General features: G+C 45.5%; 11 protein-coding genes. 6 read left to right on the top strand and 5 right to left on the bottom strand.

Annotated features, from left to right (window positions below):
* Positions 1–49 precede the first annotated feature (49 nt).
* The 3 genes from ACYX4M_RS05255 to ACYX4M_RS05245 all read left to right on the top strand — a co-directional run bounded on the left by ACYX4M_RS05255 (position 50) and on the right by ACYX4M_RS05245 (position 5,195).
* The gene (locus ACYX4M_RS05255) at positions 50–1,189 is read left to right on the top strand and encodes an efflux RND transporter periplasmic adaptor subunit (protein WP_476082170.1); all 1,140 of its coding nucleotides are present in this window, start codon (positions 50–52) and stop codon (positions 1,187–1,189) included.
* Positions 1,189–4,335 carry an efflux RND transporter permease subunit gene (locus ACYX4M_RS05250; RefSeq protein ID WP_476082169.1) on the top strand — a complete coding sequence of 1,049 codons (3,147 nt, stop codon included), beginning with the start codon at positions 1,189–1,191 and terminating at the stop codon, positions 4,333–4,335. The genes ACYX4M_RS05255 and ACYX4M_RS05250 overlap by 1 nt, the downstream gene beginning before the upstream one ends.
* Positions 4,336–4,499: 164 nt before the next feature.
* Positions 4,500–5,195, top strand: coding sequence for a DUF2982 domain-containing protein (locus ACYX4M_RS05245; protein WP_476082168.1), 696 nt, complete (start codon positions 4,500–4,502; stop codon positions 5,193–5,195).
* A gap of 39 nt (positions 5,196–5,234) precedes the next feature.
* On the opposite strand, the gene ACYX4M_RS05240 is transcribed toward ACYX4M_RS05245, so the two are convergent.
* A complete protein-coding gene (locus ACYX4M_RS05240; protein ID WP_476082167.1) occupies positions 5,235–8,354 on the bottom strand; it encodes a hybrid sensor histidine kinase/response regulator in 3,120 nt (1,039 codons plus the stop codon).
* Positions 8,355–8,712: 358 nt separating this feature from the next.
* Here ACYX4M_RS05240 and parC point away from each other — a divergent pair, with 358 nt between their 5' ends.
* From parC to ACYX4M_RS05225, 3 genes are all read left to right on the top strand, one after another.
* A complete protein-coding gene (gene parC, locus ACYX4M_RS05235; protein WP_476082166.1) occupies positions 8,713–10,998 on the top strand; it encodes a DNA topoisomerase IV subunit A in 2,286 nt (761 codons plus the stop codon).
* 63 nt (positions 10,999–11,061) lie between these two features.
* Positions 11,062–11,601: a heme NO-binding domain-containing protein gene (locus tag ACYX4M_RS05230; protein ID WP_476082165.1), complete on the top strand. Its 540-nt coding sequence runs from the start codon at positions 11,062–11,064 to the stop codon at positions 11,599–11,601.
* 10 nt (positions 11,602–11,611) lie between these two features.
* Complete coding sequence (locus ACYX4M_RS05225) at positions 11,612–13,780, top strand: putative bifunctional diguanylate cyclase/phosphodiesterase (RefSeq protein WP_476082164.1); 2,169 nt, start codon at positions 11,612–11,614, stop codon at positions 13,778–13,780.
* Positions 13,781–13,844: 64 nt separating this feature from the next.
* Here the strand turns inward: ACYX4M_RS05225 and ACYX4M_RS05220 are convergent, their stop codons facing one another.
* The 4 genes from ACYX4M_RS05220 to ACYX4M_RS05205 all read right to left on the bottom strand — a co-directional run bounded on the left by ACYX4M_RS05220 (position 13,845) and on the right by ACYX4M_RS05205 (position 18,518).
* Positions 13,845–14,651: a 2-oxoadipate dioxygenase/decarboxylase family protein gene (locus tag ACYX4M_RS05220; protein WP_476082163.1), complete on the bottom strand. Its 807-nt coding sequence runs from the start codon at positions 14,649–14,651 to the stop codon at positions 13,845–13,847.
* 117 nt (positions 14,652–14,768) lie between these two features.
* Complete coding sequence (gene astD / locus ACYX4M_RS05215; RefSeq protein WP_476082162.1) at positions 14,769–16,238, bottom strand: succinylglutamate-semialdehyde dehydrogenase; 1,470 nt, start codon at positions 16,236–16,238, stop codon at positions 14,769–14,771.
* Positions 16,239–16,251: 13 nt separating this feature from the next.
* Positions 16,252–17,289, bottom strand: coding sequence for an arginine N-succinyltransferase (gene astA / locus ACYX4M_RS05210; RefSeq protein WP_476082161.1), 1,038 nt, complete (start codon positions 17,287–17,289; stop codon positions 16,252–16,254).
* A 20-nt stretch (positions 17,290–17,309) separates the two neighbouring features.
* On the bottom strand, positions 17,310–18,518 hold the full coding sequence (locus ACYX4M_RS05205) for an aspartate aminotransferase family protein (RefSeq protein WP_014978113.1): 1,209 nt from the start codon (positions 18,516–18,518) through the stop codon (positions 17,310–17,312).
* Positions 18,519–19,033 lie beyond the last annotated feature (515 nt).

The following is a 19,033-nucleotide window of genomic DNA, read 5'->3' as shown; positions in this document are numbered from 1 at the left end:
TATGCAAATATAGCCTAGAGCACACGCCGAATTGGTTAAAGGAACTGTTATGACTGCTGCAAATACCCCATCTAAAAATGGCAAATTCACGTTACTTATTTCGATTGCCGTTTTTACAGCTGCACTGGTGGTATTACTGATGACTGCTGGTTTGGGGAATGCAACGCAAACGCCGGAGGCAAGACTACCCGTTGCGGTCTCAACAGGTACGGTCACCATTCAATCAGGCTTTGAAACGCCTATTAATGTGTTTGGTTTAGTTGAATCACCTAAGGCCACATCTTTATCTTTTGATGTCGCTGGTCAAGTTACCCGAATGCTTGTTGAAGAAGGGGATGTAGTCAGTCAAGGCGATATTCTTGCTCACCAAGATTTGCAGCGTCTAAATGCAAGAAAGAGAGAGCTACAAGCAGCGCTAGAGCGAGCAAACGCTGACCTTGCACTTGCAAAAGTTAACAGTGATAGAACCACCTCATTAGTGGAGAGAAAGCTAGAGTCAGCACAACGATTGGACGAAGCAAGAGCGAGTTTAAATGTAGCGAAAGCGCAGGTCAGCGAAATGCAGGCCGCGCTCGAATCTCTCAATGTAGAGATCGCAAAAACTACACTCGTTTCGCCTTTTGATGGTGTTGTTAATCGCCGATTTTTTGATGAAGGCAGTGTGGTTAGTGCAGGAAGCCCCGTATTTGGCATTACGAGTATCGAAAACTATCAAGCCCGCTTTGCGGTGCCTGCTGACGTCGTAGAGCAGTTTGATGTAGATGAACCCGTACTAGTGAATGTTGGCGATATTGATGTTGCGGGTACGGTATCTCAGCGCCTTCCTACACGAAACGTTCAGACTCGAACCGTAGATATTCTGGTTACACTTAATAGCAATGAAAAGGTTCGCCCTGGCGATATGGCGATCTTGTCTGCCTTCCGCTCCCATACTGAAACAGGCGCTTGGCTTCCGGTAAACGCTCTAAGTAATGGTCTTAGAGGCCTGTGGCGCGTTTTTGTTTTATCCGGCCAGTCGAACGCCACCATAGAGGCGCGTGTTGTCGAGGTTGTATATACAGATGGAAATAAAGCGTTCGTTCGCGGCGCACTCAAAGACGGTGATATTTACGTTGACGAAGGTACCCATAAATTAGCGCCTGGGCAAATGGTAGCGATACCTGGCCAACAACATGCTGGGGCCCGTTAATGAAGTCATTTAATTTCGACGCCGATAAGTCCTATCCGTGGTACACGCTCTTTTATCGACGGGGCCACTTGCTGATTTTAAGTTTATTGATTTTGATTACCGCTGGGTTATCAGCCTTGGGCTCTTTGCCGCGAATAGAAGACCCGCGAATTGATACACGAAACGCACTGATTATTACCCAGTATCCGGGTGCATCAGCCGAGCGAGTTGAAGCCTTAGTCAGCGACGTACTGGAAGACAGATTAAGGGAAATATTTGAAATCAAGGAAGTGAAATCTACCTCTCGTGCAGGGATTTCCATCATATTGATTGAAACACAGGACTGGATCGACAACACAAGTAACGAGCAGCTATTTAGTGAGATCCGTGACGCAATAGGTGCTGCCGCTGAGTCATTTCCAGAAGGCGCAATGGCGCCAATATTTGATGAAAAACGTGGCGCAACTGCCTTTACCCTTCTGCTTTCTCTTCGCGCTGAACATTTTGACAATACCCCTATTACGCTTACCGCTCGTTTGGCTCAAGAGCTCACCGACCGACTTCGCAATGTTAACGGGACTGAGTTAGTGCGTGTATACGGTGCACCGCAGGAAGAAATTAGCGTAAATATTGACCCCATTAAGCTTGCTGCGACAGGCCTTACACTACAGCAGGTCAGCAATACAATCAGTCGCGCCGACCCCAAATTGCCTGCGGGCATGTTGAACACCGAACAAAGTAACCTGCGCTTTACGGTAGGAGAGGGCTTGAATGGTGTAAACATGATAGCGTCGATTCCCCTTGTTAATGAACAGGGGCGCTATTTGAGAGTCGAAGATGTGGCGTCGGTAGAACGCAGTTACACCACCCCTCGAGGTGAAATAGCCTTTTTAAATGGTGAAGAGTCCATCTTTGTCGCCGCTCGCATGCAGCCTTCATTGCGTTCTGATGTGTGGACGCAAAATGCATTAGGGGTAGTAGAGCAGTTTAATAGAGATTTCAGTGGAACCTTAACCGCTACGGTAGCATTTGAGCAAAATGAATATACCGCCACGCGCCTCGCCGACCTATCGATGAACTTATTGATGGGGTGTGCGGTTGTTATGATGGTTATTCTGCTTTTCATGGGGTTTCGTGCAGCATGGATTGTGGGGTTAGCACTGCCATTGTGCGCTGCTTTTGCCCTGTTTTCGCTGAGCTTTTACAACGAACAAATACATCAAATGTCAATTTTTGGCATGATCATCGCCATCGGCCTGCTTATTGATAACGCTATAGTTATTACCGATGAAATACGCATTAACTTGCAAGACCCCAACCTAAAGCGGGTGGGGGCCATGGCAAAAAGTGTTTCTCACTTATTTGCGCCACTTTTAGCTTCAACACTTACTACCATCCTAGGCTTTATGCCTATCTTTCTTCTTGATGGAAATATAGGTGATTTCGTGGGCCCAATTGCTATAAGCGTGGTTATGGCGCTTATTGGCTCTTTGTTTATTTCTCTAACTATTATTGCCGCGCTAGCCGCACGATTCTTACCAAAGCACGATAGTGCTCTGCAAGGTGAAGTCGTATCCACGACGTGGTGGAAAGTTGGCCTTCAAGCGCCACAGCTAAGTTTAGCTTTTAAAAGGCAGTTAGGTCGCTGGATAAAACAACCCGTTTTAGTGCTGCCGGCAGTCGCCATACTTTGCCTTTCTGGGTTTGTGCTGTCTTCGACATTGGCCAACGTGTTCTTCCCAAGTGCAGATAGAGACCAGTTTGAAGTGTATCTGTGGACGAAAGAGGGGAGCAGCATTGAAAACACTACCGACTACGTTAAAAACGTTGATGCCGCTATTCGCAGTGAGCAAGGCGTGAAACAGGTTAGCTGGTTAGTGGGTGGTTCCGCCCCTTCAGTGTATTACAATCAAATGATGACTCGCGACAATATGCCTTATTTTGCCAACGCAGTGGTTTCGACGCAAACGGTAGAAGACGCTGTAGCGCTGGTAGGCAAGTTACAACATTCCCTTGATAGCGAATACCCTGAAGTGCAAATTGTAGTGCGAGCGTTCGGTCAAGGTCCGCCAATTGCTGCGCCGGTAGAAGTCGAAATATTCGGCCCAGATCTAAATATATTGAATGATTTAGGCGATAAAGTACGTATGTTGATGTCACAAGTTGACGGCATATCTCAGTCTATCACCAGTATCTCTATGGGCGAGCCCGAGCTTAAAATTAATGCACAGAGCGATAACTTGTCTTACCTCGGCTTAACCCTTTCTGAGCTTGCTAACCAGATGCAGATCAACTTCTCGGGGATCACCGGTGGCTCGGTATTGGAGAGTACAGAAGAAATTCCGGTTCGGGTAAGGCTTGATGAGGCTTACAGGCAAAACGTCACTGGTGTGGATGCTATGCCTATACCTGTATCCGGCGACAATGCTATTTCATGGTCGCCCCTGGCTGCGGTAACTAATTTGACGTTACAGCCTGCAACCAGCAGCATTACCCGCGTTGACGGAGAAAGGCTTAACCGGATTCAGGCTTTTTTACTTCCTGGGGTTCCGGCAATTGATGCCAGTAATCAGTTAAGAGATTTGCTTGAGAGCCAACTTGAACTACCCGAGGGCTATAGAATTCACTTGGCAGGCGATGCAGACGAACAGCAGCAAGCGCTTGGTAAGCTTGCCACTTATGCGCCTGTTCTATTAGTTCTTATGATAACCACGCTTATACTGACGTTCACAAGCCTGCGTATGGCAGGCGTCATTGCTCTAGTAGCGATACTTTCAGTGGGGCTGGGAATGTTTAGCTTGTGGATTTCTGGTTTGCCAGTAGGGTTTAATCCTTTACTTGGCTGTGCAGGGCTTATTGGTGTTGCAATCAATGGATCGATCGTAGTCATAGCTGCAATCAATGCCAATCCCAAAGCGAAGCAAGGCGATACCAAGGCCATTGTTGAAGAAACCATGAGCTGTAGCCGTCATATACTCTCGACAACATTTACAACGGTAGGCGGTTTAATTCCACTGTTGTTATTCAGTGAAGGAAGCTTCTGGCCGCCACTTGCTGTTGTACTTGCAGGTGGGGTGGGCTTTTCCGTCATTTTGTCGTTAGTATTCACTCCAACTATTGTGGCGGCATTTCAACGTTATCGTTATAGAAACCACACATTAGCTTAATTTTGCGGTTAAACTATCCCTTTCTAATGAGCGTATAAAAAAGGGTTATCAGTGTATGCGTAAATCACACCCAATATTACGCTGGTGGCAGACTGACTGTGTGAAGTGTAAACGGGTCAGACTTTATATCGTTTGGGCCATAATTATGTTGGTGGTGTACTTGTATGTCTGGCACTAGTGTTGAACCTATTTATATCCGAGCTGCATCAAAAAGTAACGGCATTACTAGCTTAGTATTAGGCTGTGTAGGGCTATTTGTTGCAGCATTATGGCTGGCGTTTCTGCCTGACTGGTTGTTTCTAGCTGGTATCTTTCTGACCAGCGCAGCACTGGTGTGTTTGCTAGTCGGCTATTTTAAGGTGCGCGAACCAGACTATAGTTTGGAAATAGCCAGAGATTACATTACCTATCGCCATCGTCTCGGGAGTTGGAGAATTCACTGGGACAACCTACAGCGCGCAGATTGCCCACGTGTACGCAATGGGTTGGATCACGTACCTTTAGAAACAATCGGCTTTAAAATAAAAAGCTACACTGATTTTCTAAATACAATATCACCTAGGCTTGCTACACACTTACTGATGGAGCAGCGGCCACTGCTAATGCAAAATACTGACGAGAACTGTGCGTCTGGCAGCTGTTACGAACAATCGATGTTCGACGATAAGCAATACGTAATGGAAGACGGTACTATCATTAAAGGAATAAAAGCCATGTTAGCTCACCGAATGGTAGAGCTACGAAAACGGCTTGGTTTTGATATTTTTATAGCAAGTTCAGAGTTAGATAGAGAGGCCACCGAATTTGCCAGGTTAATCGCCGAATGCCAGCAAACTCGGCAGTCTTTTCACAATGATTAAGCCATGCTGCACTTATTGTGCTGTGTGGTGGGTCATTCGTTAAGCGCGGGTAATCCCTTCTCTTAATACCTTCTTAGCTTCAGCGATAAGTGCAGGTAAGTGCTCATCAACAAGCTTATGCTGGCCTAACTTGAGCGCGCTCTCAGCTTCATGGGCGAGATGTTGCATGCGCGGCAAGCCAGTATAACAACAAGCCCCATGAAGTTTGTGTACCTCGGTTTTAAGCTTGTTATAGTCCTGTCCTTCCCACAGGGCTGAAAGCGTATCGATAGCTTCTGGAAGCAGTGTAATGAAGCCTTCCAACATTTCTTTTGCGGTTTCTTGGTTTTGATTGGCACGTTTTAGCGCAAGCTGCCAGTCAACGGAAGGAAGTTCGATCTCCCCGGGCTCAATACTATGGCACCACGACTTGATAAGGTTGATGAGTAATTCTACTTCGATAGGTTTAGGAAGGTAATCATCCATACCTGATGCAAGCAATCGCTCTTGCTCTTCTTTAAATGCATGCGCGGTGACAGCGATGATGGGCGTGCCCATATTAACAGGAGACTTGCGTATCTCTCGAGTGGCCTGTATACCATCCATGCCTGGCATCTGAACGTCCATTAAAATTAGGTCGAACTCCTGTGTCTGACACTGGTTTACTGCATCCTGTCCGCTAATAGTTGTAATGAGCTCAACTGGTGACTGGTCAAGCCATGTGTGCAGAAGCTTCAGGTTCATTTCCATGTCATCAACAGCCAATATCTTCACGTTAGGCAAGCTGCTGATTTTTTCTTGCATGGCGTTTTTCGCTGGCGTTGCGTGTTGGTTTACCAGACTGTCTAGCTTAGTCAACGTTATCGGCATACGTATTTGCGAATGGAAGTGCTGCGATAGGCTAGGGTATTGCGCAAAGGGCTCCGGGCCAGAATACCAGAGAACTCGTTTTTTGGCGGGGAACTGCACAAATCTGCTAAGGTAAGTATCACGCAGTGCCATTTTGCTTACCGGCACCGTTGCCATAAAGAAGTCATACTGGTCGCTGAGTGTAGCTAAATATTCTAAGGACTCCACTGAGGTAACCTTGGCACCCAATATCGACAACATGGTAGCGCTTGAGCGGCGGGTTGATGGAATGGGGTCGAAAATAACCACGTTTTTCTCTTTCCAGTCTTCGCTACTCGTCAACGAATACTTTTGACTAAGCTGGTTCATGCGAAGGGAAACGCTAAACGTAGAACCTTGGCCCAGTGCGCTTTTGAGCGTAAGGTCTCCGTTCATCAGGCGAACGAGTTCTCTGCTAATAACAAGACCTAAGCCCGTACCTTGATAATTGCGATTAAGCGCATCATCTACCTGAGAAAAAGCGTTAAAAAGCTTTTTCCTGTCTTGCCGGCTAATGCCAATTCCTGTGTCTTCAACGGTAATATTTAACTCGTGGATACCGTGAGGAAGCGAACGCCCATTTACTGAGAATGTAATGGTTCCGCTAGAAGTAAATTTGAGTGCGTTACTAAGTAAGTTGTTAAGCACTTGCTTAATGCGAAATACATCACCAATAAGTTTTTCAGGCAGTGGCTTTAAATCAAAAACGAACTCGATACGTTTACTATGCGAAGATTTAGCCATAATGGTGACCATTTCTTCGAGCAGTTTATTCGGAGAAAAAGGTTGGTTGTTGATTTGAAGTTTGCCTGCTTCAATTTTTGAAAAATCGAGTACGTCGTTTACAATAGTAAGCAGGTTCTCAGCTGCAGTACTGACTATCCTCACTTGTTCTTGCTGGTCAGTAGGTAATATTGCGTTATTGAGTTCTTTACTGAACCCCAAGATTGCATTAAGCGGTGTTCGAATCTCATGACTCATGTTTGCAAGGAACTGAGACTTAACGTTACTGGCCTTAATCGCATCTTTTCTGGCAATGTCTAGACGAGCATTTTGCTCTTCAATAAGCTCAACATTGTTGCGTAAATCATTGGTTGCTTGTTCCACTTCACTTTCAAGCTGTCCCCTGCTTTTCTCCATCAATGCGAAAGAAAAAAGCCCTGCTTCGAGGAAAACGCCAACTTGGAAGCAGTAGGTAGTAAAATCGTTTGAGGGCAGCACGCCCAAAAGGCTTAACATGCCAACAATAGCGCCGGTGGCAAGCATACCCCATGCAAAAATAAAGTACCGTGCAGGTTTGAAGTTATTAAAGAAGGCCTCAAACCCCGCGTAGACGTAGCTTAAAATGGCTATAAGCCCAACACCATACACTAGATTGTTCTTCCACATAGAAGGAAGAAGATCAATAAAACACACCAGTCCCGTCAGTGCCTGACAGATTAGTAATAGGTTAATAATAGGGTGAGCAGTGGGCGAATACTTTTCGGTTTCTAAGAAAGTCTTGGTAAACAGGCCTGAACTGATACCAATAATGACGAATATTAATTCTGAGTGACCAGCTAACCATGAGGGGATACCTTGAGTGAACAATAGGTGCGTATGTCCTCCCCATACGAATTGCCACAAGATCACCGCAAATATGTATCCAACATAAGCCAGCAGGCTTTTTTCTTTTACCCCAAAAAATAAGGCTAAATTATAGATAGCAAGTATGAGTAAGCCGCCGTAAAAAAAGCCCCATAGCAAACTGTCCATTTGGAAATAGCTGCTGTGTAAAGGTTCAGCCTGTATGCGAAGTGGAGCTATGAGACTTGAAGAGTGACTTTCGATACGTATATAAAGATCGACAGGGTCGCTGTTCGGGAGTTCGACGCGAAAGGTGGGGACGCGAAAACGTTGTTCTTTTTGCGTCTTACCTTGATGGCTCTGGTTAATGACCTTTCCATTTTGTACTAAATAGAAATCAACACTATCAAGCTGGCTAAAGTTTATTGAAAACACCCAGTCTTTATCGTTGGAAACATTGGCAACGGATGTAAGCAACCACATACCATTATTGCGAAAGCCAAAATTCGGATTGCCGTGAGGATGCATAAGAAAGTCATTTCGTCTTCTTGATACATCCCCAATGGTAAGTTGGTAATCGGTTTCGAATAAAAAGTACAGTGAGTCGGATAAGTTCAGCGTATTGTGCTCATCGAATAGCTGCTCGATATGTTGCGCAGTGGAACAAGAAGGCCAGAAGGTAGCTAGCAAAATAAATAGAAAAGAAAATGCGCGAAAAGTTGCCATATTGTTCTGTACTTTGATTACCGTTTAGATAAGGGTTTTATTATTTTTAAGGCGAATATTGAACAATAAATTCACCACTTCTATTTAAACACTCTATTTGCATAATAACAAAGCAAACAATTAACACGTTTATGGCATTTAGAATGCGAGAATCTTCGCTACTTAGCAAAGACAGTGAGGCACTGGCTATGTGAAAAGTGATGACAATTGTTTTCAAAGATTGCACACAATTGCGGTTTACCCCACAATAGCCTAAACGCTCGCGTACATTCATCAAGTAGTGCGCTACAACACAACGGGAATGACGGCCTTTCTATCACGAGCGCATTGGTATTAATAACAAAACGAAAAAACTATCATGAGTGACGAGATCATCATTAATCGCGATGGGGTAGAGCAACTTCCTCTTCGACGTTTCACCGAAGACGCTTATCTAAACTATTCCATGTACGTCATTATGGACCGTGCGCTTCCGCACATTTCCGATGGTTTAAAGCCGGTACAGCGACGCATTATCTATGCGATGTCCGATTTAGGCTTAAGCGCGAATGCAAAATATAAAAAGTCTGCAAGAACCGTTGGTGATGTACTTGGTAAGTTTCATCCTCATGGTGACTCTGCCTGCTACGAAGCCATGGTGCTAATGGCCCAGCCTTTCTCGTACCGCTATCCTCTAGTTGACGGCCAGGGAAACTGGGGGGCACCGGATGATCCTAAATCGTTTGCAGCCATGCGTTATACTGAAGCTAAGCTTTCTCGATTCTCGGAAGTGCTGTTAAACGAGCTTGGGCAAGGGACGGTAGACTGGGTGCCCAATTTCGACGGTACGTTAGAAGAGCCAAGTGTACTGCCTGCTCGTTTACCACACATATTGCTTAACGGCGTGACAGGTATCGCAGTGGGTATGGCCACTGATATTCCTCCTCATAATGTAAGAGAGTTGGCTAACGCTTGCGCTATGTTACTGGACAACAGTAAAGCTGAGCTCAGCGACGTTCTAGAACATGTGAATGGGCCTGACTATCCAACCGAAGCTGAAATTATTACGCCAAAGGTCGACATTAAAAAGCTCTATGAGACCGGACGTGGCTCGATAAAAATGCGCGCAGTATACAGCGAAGAAAATGGGGATGTGGTCATTACCGCTCTACCTCATCAGGCTTCTGGCGCAAAGATCCTAGAGCAAATAGCTTCGCAAATGCAGGCGAAAAAGCTGCCAATGGTTAGCGATCTTCGCGACGAATCGGACCACGAAAATCCCACTCGTTTGGTTATCACGCCTCGTTCAAATCGCGTTGATGTTGCCCAGTTAATGCAGCATTTATTTGCAACCACCGACCTTGAGAAAAACTACCGAGTTAACCTGAACATGATAGGCCTAGACGGTCGGCCTCAGGTTAAAGACTTACGTACTATTTTGTCTGAGTGGCTGCAGTATCGAAAAGACACTGTGACGCGCCGTTTGCAATATCGCTTAGATAAAGTACTGGCGCGCCTACACATATTAGAAGGTTTGTTAATTGCGTTTTTAAATATCGATGAAGTTATTGAAATAATTCGTACCTATGACAAACCCAAGCCTGAGCTTATGTCGCGTTTTGGTTTAAGTGATAAACAGGCTGAAGCCATTTTAGAACTGAAACTTCGCCACTTAGCCAAATTAGAAGAAATGAAAATTAAGGGTGAGCAGGACGAGCTAGCTGCCGAGCGTGACAAGCTACAGCAGCTGCTGGGTTCAGACCGTCGCCTTAAAACTCTTATTAAGAAGGAAATTCTTGCTGACGCTGAGAAGTACGGTGACGACAGACGTTCACCTATTGTCGAGCGTAGCGAAGCTAAAGCACTGTCAGAAAAAGAATTAGTGCCTGCTGAATCAGTCACAGTTGTGCTTTCAGAAAAAGGCTGGGCACGCTGTGCGAAAGGTCATGATATCGACGCTGAAGGACTAAGTTATAAAGCGGGTGATGCTTATTTATCTAGCGCCGAAGGCAAAAGTAATCAACCAGCTGTATTTATGGATAGTTCGGGGCGAACATTCTCTTGCGACGCTCACGGACTTCCGTCTGCACGGAGTCAAGGCGAGCCATTGACCGGCCGCTTCAATATTGTTGGAGGAGAATCCTTCCAACACGTCATTATGGCGCAAGACGAGAGTAAATTCTTGGTGGGGTCTGATGCGGGCTACGGTTTCGTCGGCACGTTTAAAGATATGGTTAGCAAAAATAAAGCGGGTAAAGCTTACCTTTCGCTACCGACAGCAGCAAAAGTAATGAAACCAATGCCTGTGACGAACCCTGACTCTGACTGGTGTTTAAGCATTTCTAACGAAGGGCGTATGCTGATGTTCCCTCTGCGGGATTTACCAAGTCTAGGTAAAGGCAAAGGAAACAAGCTTATCAATATTCCTTCAGCAAAATCTCAGTCTCGTGAAGAGTATGTAAAGGTGCTCACCGTTGTGCCTGATGGTGCAGCCATTAAGGTTGGTGCAGGGAAACGCAGCATGACGTTGACCGCTGAAGATCTTATCCATTATCAGGGTGAAAGAGGCCGTAGAGGGAATAAACTGCCACGTGGCCTACAGCGGGTTGATAGCGTGGATGTAGTGCCAACGAATAAGGGCGAAGCACCAGAAGATTTATCATAAAGTTTAGGTTGTTCTTGTGCTTAGGTGAACTACACTCATAATGTGAATGAATGAGGAATTTACATGTTAGGCATAGTTTTTACATCGTTAATCGACATGCTTGAGGAGAAGATTTCTCCCGAGTTCGCTGATGATGTCATCATGGAAGCTGGGTTAGAGAACGACGGAGCTTATACCGCAGTGGGTTATTACCCGTTTGAACAGATGCAGCGCCTTGTAGGTGTGCTGGTGGAGAGAACGGGTAAATCTGCCAATGAACTCTTATACGATTTTGGTTTTTATTTATTTGGTAAATTAGCCGCTGTGCACGGCGACGTGTTAGCCAATACCAACAGCATGCTAGACATGCTGGAACACCTAGATGGCGATATTCATGTCCAGGTTAAAAAGCTTTATCCTGATGCAGATCTCCCCCGTTTTAAAGTGCTGTCACGCACAGACACCTCAATGCGCCTGCAATACTACTCTGAAAGAGAGTTATATCCTTTAGCAGAGGGCTTGATGGATGCCGCAGCAGCCTATTACAGCTGCAAACTAGAAAGGGAAACTCATCAACTAGAAACGCCTCACACGTACGAATTTAGCATATCTCTTGTTGCCTAACGGAGGTGTAATGTCAGATGAAACACCGGATGGCAAGGCCGCTAATAAAAGCGCTTTAGCTTTAATTGAGCGCCGTTTAAAGCGAGAGCGAAATGCCAGAGAGCAAGCTGAAAAGTTGCTGACAGAAAAGACCCAAAGTTTGTATGCTTCGCTGAAAGAAAGTCAACGTGCGCAAAAGGACCTAGAGCTTGCCCTATGGGCATCACAAGAGTCATTTTGGCGTTGGGAGGCGCAAAGTGATGTAATGGAAATTCGTTCCTTCTCTCTTTATTCTGGGAGCGTATCTACATGGTCAGGGACCTTAATTCAGCTTTCTCAGCGGGTGCATGAAGACGATTTAGAAGGGCTTCAGTTTCACTGGTCCATGGCACTCCATGGCAATCGCGACCGCGTTGAATTTTCCTTTCGTCTGTTGCTGGACGAAAATTACCAATGGGTAAGGTTACGCGGCCGCGTACTAGAGCGGGGTAGCGCGGGTGAAGCACTGCACATTGTGGGAACTACCAAAGATATCACCCAGCAACGCAAAGCCGAGCAATCTTTTCACCTAATGGCCTCTGCGTTTGCCAGCTCAAGAGAGCCAATGTTGGTCCTCTCTCCCGACCTTGCTATTACAGAGTGTAATGACGCCTTTATCCGTTTACTTGGTATGTCAGTAAAAGAGCAGTGTGTAGGGCTGGATTTCAATCATATATTCATTGCAGATAAAGTGGATAAGGCGCAACTGGCTCTTGATAAGCAAATTCGATTTGAGTCAAAGATAAAAACACAAAGTGGAGAGATTAGGGTTGTAGATATTTCTGTCGCAATATTCGAAACCTATCAACAGACCTCGACTTATTTAATCGCAACAATGCGCGATATTAGCGATAGAAAGCGCAACGAGGCGAAACTGCGCCAACTTGCCCTGCATGACGAATTAACGGGCCTTTCTAATCGTAACTCACTTCGTGAATCTATTTCACAATGGGTGGGGGAAGATCAGCCTTTTTCTCTCGTATTTATCGACTTAGACGGCTTTAAAGCGGTTAACGATAATGCAGGTCATGAAAGGGGAGATGTAGAGCTTCAGCGTGTTGGCGCGCTGCTTACTGCTGTTTTTGGCCCCATTGGCGAAGTCGGTAGGTGGGGCGGCGATGAGTTCATTGCCGTGTTGCCCAATCAAAATATCGAAGAAGTAGTCGAGCGCTCAAAGCGGCTTATCAGTCAAATTGAAGAAGATGCGATTGTAATAAATGCGCTGGAGCTTAGGCTATCAGCCAGTATAGGTATTGCTGAATTCCCAGAACACAGCGATAACATTGAAAGTTTGGTGCAGTGTGCTGATGCGGCAATGTACCAAGCTAAAGAGCTGGGGAAAGGACAGGCGTTCGTTTACGAACCAGGGCTCTACGAGAGCATGACACAGCAAGTTAGTATGGTAAACGACTTGCGCAGAACTGTAGAGAACCACCTTCTTGATTTTTACATTCAGGGAAAATATGACCTGAATGGCGAGCTCAAAGGGGGGGAGGTCCTGTGCCGCTGGATTTCTGGCTTACACGGTGTAGTGTCGCCTGCAGTATTCATCCCTATAGCAGAAGAGCAAAAGCTTGATAGCGCCATTGGATTACAGGCGCTAGAAGCAGCATGCGACTATATTTCCATAATGGAGTCACATCAAGGTGAAGCTATTCCACTATCGGTTAATATTAGTGCTAATCAAATGCTCGACCCTGCGTTTCCTGATCAGGCAGTATCTGTTTGCATGGATAACAACGTATCGCCTGGTTTTATCGAATTAGAGCTTACTGAGTCGGTGTTCATTCGGGATGAAAAGTCTGCGCTACGCGCATTAAATAAATTAAGAGACAGTGGGTTTAGATTGTCTTTAGATGACTTTGGTAGTGGTTTCTCATCACTTAGCTACCTGAGAAGCTTTCAGTTTGAAGTGGTCAAGGTAGATAAAAGCTTGGTTCAAGGTATTCACCAAGACAGTAAAGCGAACGCACTTTTTAATGGTCTAATCGCTATGCTGAAGGGTCTTCAAATAGATGTAGTGGCTGAAGGGGTAGAACTAGAGTCTTATTTACCTTTTATGGAGCAAGCAGATATTAAGTTAATGCAGGGTTTTTACTTTGATAAACCTATGCCTTACGACCAGTTTTTAGCGAGACACACCACTGAGCCTAATCGGTAATATCTTCTGCTAAGCTTAAACAAAAAAAGCCCTTGCGGGCTTTTTTAATAACTAAGCAACCTCGTTACTTCGCATTTGTACTTTCAAAGATTTTATCTGCTGATGCAGCAACAAAGCCTTTATAAAGTTTACCGTCAGGCATTTCATAGCGTTGTGCGAATTCGTAAAAACAGCTTGGAATCGCTACAGTCTCATCGCTAAATGCAACATCTGCACGGTCGGCCATCGTTGACGATTGGGCTAAAAATACCTCTGGGCCGCCCTTTATCTCACCGCCTGAAGTGTTCAGCACAAAGCCTGCTTCTTTAAGCAATGTGTTTACGTCGGTAAGCTCGTCAGTGCGTGTTAAATGGTTAACACTTACCGTAAAGTGGTTTGCACGAAAGCCCCATGCCGCCATCCACGCCGCGTATTCTGATTCGTTAAGCAGTGTGTCGTATTCTGCTTTAGTAACGTCCCAATGCTTACCCGAGTACAAGAAGTTATCTGCATCCACTACAGACTCAGGCATTTGATCAACCATCTTCTTGATGATTGCTTGAGCAGTTTCAGAAAGCTCGTTAACACGAAGCTCACTAATAAACACTTTTGGCTTAGTATCGTCAGGGTGCTCGAAATGCTTTGCAGTAAGCTTTTTCGCTTTGAAATCATAGTCGCCTTTAGCTTCATAACCCAATGCTAAGAAGTGCGCAGCAAGCTTGTCTAAGCGGGTTTTATCAAGAGCAAAAGTTCGAAAAGCTACATGGTCGTTAACGATGTCGTTCGTGTTTTCTTCTCCCGCCAAAAGTGCATGAATTTTGTGCGCTGAGGGAGTGATGGTAACGTAATCGTCCCACATGTTGCTAAACAACGTATCGATGTTGCTATGCATGGTGGTAGGGTCCTTTCTGTCGTTGACTATTTTTAAACGAATAGTTCGTATAGGGTTGGTACTAAACTGGCCGACACAAAAATCATGTCGGCCTTTTTGTAACGTGAAAAGCTTGGGTTACATCGACAAGCCTGGGCTTAATTTGCCAGGCATAGTGACCTTATCTAACTCTACGGAAGCAACTGGGTATGCACAGTAATCAGCCGCATAAAATGCGCTAGCTCTGTGGTTACCACTGTCGCCCACACCGCCAAATGGCGCGGCGCTGCTGGCACCGGTTATAGGTCTGTTCCAATTTACGATGCCCGCGCGAATACGGGCGAAGAAGTAACGATAGTCTTCTTCGTTGTCACCTAGAAGGCCTGCAGACAAACCAAAGCTGGTGTTATTTGCTTCTGCGATCGCTGCGTCAAAATCGCTGTAACGAATCACTTTAAGTAGTGGACCAAAGTGTTCTTCGTCAGGCAGTGAAGCAAGCATGTCGGTCACATCAATAATGCCTGGTGTAGCGAAGCCTTTATTTTCGTCTTTTTGCTCCAGACGAACCAGCACGTTACCGCCGAGCTCTTCAAGTTCCTGCTGTGCTTTTACCATCAATGCTGCGGCGTTGCTTGAGATCATTGCGCCCATAAATGGCTGATCTTCAGCATCATAATCGCCAACTTTAATGTTTTTGGTTACTTCGATTAGGCGAGTCAACATTTCATCGCCTTTGGCACCTGCAGGTAAGAATAGGCGACGAGCACAAGTACAGCGTTGACCTGAAGTAATGAAAGCAGATTGCACGATATCGTGTACTGCCGCATCAACATCAGCTACGTCTTTTACGATAAGTGGGTTGTTACCACCCATTTCAAGCGCCAAAATTTTACCTGGGTGACCAGCGAACTGTTCGTGCAAGATTTTTCCTGTCCGTGAGCTGCCCGTAAAGAAAAGACCATCGATATCGTTATGCGACGCCAACGCTTTACCTGTTTCAACTTCACCTTGTACTAGGTTAAGTACGCCTGCTGGCAGGCCAGCAGCATCCCACAATTTCACCATTTCTTGTGCAACCATAGGCGTCAAATCGCTTGGTTTAAACACAACCGTGTTACCTGCAATAAGAGCAGGAACAATGTGTCCGTTTGGCAAATGGCCAGGGAAATTGTATGGGCCAAATACGGCAACAACGCCGTGAGGCTTGTGACGAATGAAGGCTTTACCTACAGGCATAGGGTTTTCCACGTTACCCGTGCGTTCAAAATAGGCTTTTTCAGAAATACCAATTTTGCCCATCATGGCGCCAACTTCAGTGGCAGTTTCCCACTCAGGCTTGCCCGTTTCTTTAGCCATAACTTTGGCAAGGTGCGCTTTAGCTTCTTCTAGCTTAGTGCCATAAACCTTTATAATTTCAAGACGCTCTTCAACAGTTTTCATGCTCCATGCTACAAGTGCAGCACGAGCAGCGTTAATTGCGTCATCAATTTGAGAGGCTGTCGCAGACTTACCTTCCCAAATCACTTCGTTTTTTGCAGGGTCAACAGACGTTAAGTCGTGACCTTGTCCGGCAACCCATTCACCGTTGATAAAATGTGTATGTAGCATAGTGGGTGTCCTTTTAATCTCTGAATGTAACGGGGGCGAAGCGTACGTGCTCTCCCTCTTTGACATTCAATGCAGCAGCGGTTTGACGAGATAGCACGGCAACTTGCTTTTCTTCGCTAAACGTCATTTCAGTGGCTACTGCACGAAAATCAGATACTGATGTATTAATGATGTAGTGCGTTTGCCCTTGGGCAGCAGCGCTATCGTCAATCACTACAGGCAGTTTTAAACTCGACTGAGCCGTGCGGATGTGGCTTAAGTTTGCTTCTACCGTCGGGCCTGCGTCGAAAATGTCTACGTAGCCGCGGCACGAAAAGCCTTCTTCTTCAAGAAGCTGAAGGGCTGGGCGAGTTTTGTCATGGACTTCGCCAATGACTTCTTGTGCTTCTTTGCTTAGTAGATTTACGTATATCGGATACTTTGGCATAAGTTCAGCAATAAATACTTTATTACCAATGCCAGTTAAGTAGTCGGCAGTAGGAAAATCCATAGAGAAGAAATGGGTTTCCAACCACTCCCAAAACGGTGAGCGTCCTTCTTCGTCACTCACACCGCGCATTTCAGCAATAACTGTCTCTGAGAAGCGTTCACGGTGCTCCATCATGAACAAGAATCGAACCTTTGAAAGAAAGCGGCCGTTAATGCCGCCACGAGCCTGCTCGCGAAGGAATAGGGTGCATATCTCAGTAACGCCAGTGTAGTCATTACAAAACGTTAGAATATCTACCGTGTTGTGAATATTTAACTCGCGTGAAGCATGCACTACTTTACTCAAATGGTAGTGATAAAACGCATCATCTATACCAACTGCAGCTTCGATACCTGTTGTTCCCACTACCTGTCCGGTAGTGGTATCTTCCATTACAAACAAGTATGACTCATCGCCAGGTTCGGTTACGTTTGGTTTGTTAAACGCAGTTTCTGCACGATCAATTTTACGCTGCAGCAACTCGTCGTTGACAGGTAAAGACGTAAAGCCAATACCTGATTCAACGGCGATTTCTTTAAGCGCGTTATAGTCGGCCTTCGTGATAGGGCGAATGATATTCATGTTCGCTACTCGTGTTGTAATTATTCGGCGTTTACAACGGCAGCAACGGCGCGTTCAAAACGTGCAAGACCTTCTTTGATGTCTTCATCAGGAATAACCAGTGAAGGTGCAAAACGAATAACGTTCATGCCAGCAACAAGACACATAAGGTTCTCTTTCGTTGCAGCCATCATGAAGTCACGTGCACGGCCTTGGTATTTCTCATTTAACGCACAACCTAACAGCATGCCTTGACCACGTACTTCTTCAAATACGTTGTACTTTTCATTGATAGCACCTAGTAGTTCACGGAATAGGGCTTCTTTCTTAAGTACACCTTCAAGCACTTCTGGCTGATTCACGATATCTAACGCTTTTTCCGCAACAGCACAGGCTAGTGGGTTACCACCGTAAGTACTACCGTGGGTACCTGGCTTAAGGTGTGCAGCGATGTCTGCTGTGGTAAGCATGGCACCAATTGGGAAGCCGCCACCAAGAGATTTAGCGGTTGTTAGGATATCAGGTGTTACGCCAAGACCCATGTAGGCATAAAGGTGACCAGTACGACCAACACCCGACTGAACTTCATCAAAAATAAGTAATGCGTTGTGCTTGTCACAAAGTTCACGAACGCCTTTTACGAAATCTACATCAGGTGGAATAATACCGCCTTCACCCTGAAGCGGTTCCATCATTACCGCGCAGGTTTTGTCAGAAATTAGCGCTTCAAAGGCTGCTAAATCGTTGTAGTCACAGTGGTCAACAGCGCCTGGCTTAGGACCAAAACCGTCAGAGTAAGCAGCTTGACCACCTACTGTTACGGTAAAGAAGGTACGGCCGTGGAAACCTTTGTTGAAAGCGATGATTTGGTTTTTGTCTTCACCGTGCTTGTCCAGCGCCCAGCGACGAGCTAGCTTCAATGCTGCTTCGTTCGCTTCTGCGCCTGAGTTTGCGAAGTAAACTCTATCTGAAAACGTTGCGTCATTTAGCTTTTTAGCTAAACGAAGGGCTGGCTCGTTAGTGAAAACGTTGCTTAAGTGCCAAAGCTTGCTGCCTTGTTCATTAAGCGCTTTCACTAGCTCTGGGTGACAGTGACCTAAAACGTTAACTGCAATACCGCCTGCAAAGTCGATGTACTCAGCTCCATCTTGATCCCATACGCGTGAACCTTCACCTCGAACAGGTACCATACCTGCCGGGTTATAGTTAGGAACCATTACATCATCAAATGTAGCGCGAGTTACGTTCATCTTTGTTACCTCTGCGTTGGGCGCCAATCACACTGTGTGATTTTGCTTGTCTAATCTAAGCGCACGTTTTATTCGTGCAGCAAGAGTCGATAAGCGTCAATTGGGCGCATAAAAACTAATCGGATTTGGTTTACAGTATGCCATTTTTTTTAACATTTGTCTTCTTTGTAAAGGGCTGCAGGCCTTTATTTATAAGGACTGTGGCTTAATTTGCAGGAAAAGTGAATAACTATTAACTACTGGGCTATATCAATTAGTAATAATCAATTTTTACGCGAAGAAAAGCGCCGTCTGGTGGTTTTGTTGTACTTCAGAGGAATACAAAGGCGCAATACGCAGCAGAAAAACCTGCCTGTTTACTTTAGCCATAAACAGGCAAGACACTGAGTTGCGGTCAATATTTTTGAGTATCGGACATCAACTACGAGAAAAGTGCATAAGCAATGCATGAATATCCACAAATTATTTAAGGTTTGATGCTCTCCTGTGCACGAATTTTGTTCAAAACAGGCGAG

The sequence above is a fragment of the Alteromonas sp. ABV4_150 genome, assembly GCF_056311745.1.
Note: the sequence above shows the minus strand (reverse complement) of the source record. Positions and strands in the feature narration are given on the sequence as shown.